This window comes from Aquabacterium sp. (genome assembly GCF_004297345.1).
Lineage (GTDB): Bacteria > Pseudomonadota > Gammaproteobacteria > Burkholderiales > Burkholderiaceae_C > Aquabacterium.
Window position 1 is genome coordinate 1 of record NZ_SCTN01000600.1, and the last position, 1,861, is coordinate 1,861.

Consider the following 1,861-nt stretch of genomic DNA (forward strand, 5'->3'; position numbering starts at 1 on the left):
GTTGATGTATGGTACTTATTGTATGAATCTTGAGCTGTTAACTCCTTATATTGTGTGCCATAGGCATTCTCAACGAAAACCTCACAAAGTCCATACCACTTATATTGATTCGCTGGACTACTATTCATCTGCGTAATCGCCCATGCTATTGCTTTGTCTACTTTAGCATTGGTGCTATAGACGATCTGCCCTACAATTGAACCATTCGGTGCATTGTTCACATTGCCTTTTGCGTCAGTGACGTTAAAGGTAACCGTGAGTGAACCTTGTGGGACAGGAGTTTCTGCATTTAACTTGGTAAAGTCTGTTGAACACGAATACACATTTTTTGCTGTGTGTGCTGTGACATCACCGCATATATCTACCCATCCATGACCCGGCCAGGTTGCCGTGAAATTTACATGAGCAATAGCAGGATCACCAGCGTGTGTAGGATATGCAGATGCTTTAAAGGTAAAGTTTTTACCAACAGCTACATTGAATCCTGTCTTAGTTACCCATTTACCTCCTGGTTTGATTGGCTGAGCAATATTTACACGCCCAATCTTGTTTCCCCCAGTTTCCGTAAACCAAACATTTCCATCTGATCCTGAGGTAATACCCCCAGGATAGCTATTACTTGTAGGAACGGAAAACTCGGTGATAACCCCACTGGGAGTTATTTCCCCAACTCTCCCTCCACTATGTTCCGTAAACCAAACATTTCCATCTGATCCTGAGGTAATACCCTCAGGATAGCTATTACTTGTCGGAACGGAAAACTCGGTGATAAGACCACTGGGAGTAATCCTTCCAATATTGCTTTCTTGTGCAAACCAGAGATTTCCATCTTTACCCAATGTTATACCAGCTGAGTAACTGCTATTTGTCGGAATAGAGAATTCTACAATAGATCCGCTCGGAGTGATTCTTCCAACTTTATTTCCTAAGCGTTCTATAAACCAAACGTTTCCGTCTGGTCCTGTTGTGATACCGTCTGTACCATTTGAACCGATTGGTAGAGGGAACTCAAGGATTACTCCATTTGGAGTGATTCGTCCAATGTGACTCCCGTTGTCCTCTGTGAACCATAGATTCCCATCTGATCCTGAAGTTATCATAGCAGGCTGACTGTTACTCGGAATATGAAATTCCGTCACAACTCCACCTGTTGTTATTTTATCAATTGATCTTCTATACCAATCAGTAAACCAAAGGTTCTGATCTGGTCCGCTGACAATGCCATTAGGCTTGCTAAAGCCAGTAGGTATAAAAAACTCCTTTATAGTTCCACTAGGAGTTACTTGCCCTATGCGATTCCCCGTCATCTCAGTAAACCAGATGTTTCCGTCAGGCCCTGCAGTGATATCTGCAGGAACGCTCTGTATAGTTGGTACAGGAAACTCGGTAATCGTAGGTGCTGTCGTTGCCTTCGCTTTCGGTGTGGTCTGTATTACCACAAACGAACCAAAAACGAGACCAAACAAGAAAACCACAACCATGAGCCAATTGACTCGTCGAAATGTTGAGTTCATACTCAAAGTCTTTTTCTCCGATCTTGTACTGTAAACGTGCCCAGATACGAATTATTCCTATCTGGAAAGGCTCGAAAGCCAATGGGTGGGAGTATAGCATAAGGCTAAACAAAAAACAAGTGTTATGGGATTAAATTAGTTGCTGAGTATCGGAGATATGCTCAGAGGAGTTCTTTTCCTGTTAAATATATGAAAGTCATTGTATACTAGTACTAATGGTACAGCGGCTAAAAAATATCTATCATCTATTTGTATCTATTCTCGCAAATGTGATCATGAAATTCCCCTCACGCAATTTGACAGTGATTGGGGTGACTGGTACAGATGGTAAAACTACCACAGTGAAT

At 42.1% G+C, this 1,861-nt stretch carries 1 protein-coding gene; it reads right to left on the reverse strand.

The window, feature by feature from the left end; translation table 11 throughout:
- A partial coding sequence (locus EPO09_RS21915) for a hypothetical protein (RefSeq protein WP_290646699.1) occupies nt 1-1,481 on the reverse strand: 1,481 nt, incomplete at its 3' end.
- Nucleotides 1,482-1,861: the final 380 nt, after the last annotated feature.